The 255-nt window shown below is 56.9% G+C and carries 1 protein-coding gene; it reads left to right on the top strand.

Annotated elements, in window-relative coordinates; translation table 11 throughout:
- The coding region (locus ACZ3GY_RS24440; protein WP_465912380.1) for a copper resistance CopC family protein at nt 1–255 on the top strand (255 nt) is incomplete at both ends.

The following is a 255-nucleotide window of genomic DNA, read 5'->3' as shown; positions in this document are numbered from 1 at the left end:
ACCGCAGCATTCGCTCACCCGAAGCTGCTTGGCTCGACCCCTGAAGACAACTCGACAGTGAGTGCGCCGGAAAAGATCGAACTGCACTTCTCGGAAAATCTCTCCAAGCAGTTCTCCGGCGCCAGCCTCTTGATGACCAGCATGCCAGGTATGAACCATGCTTCGCCAATGAAGATGGCGGCCAAAGTGTCGGGTTCGGATGATCCCAAGACCATGGTAATCACCCCGAGCCAACCGTTGATGCCGGGCGTGTAC

This window comes from Pseudomonas sp. PME37.24/006 (assembly GCF_055556635.1).
The sequence above is the reverse complement of the archived record's forward strand: the minus strand, read 5'-3'. Positions and strand labels throughout refer to the sequence as shown.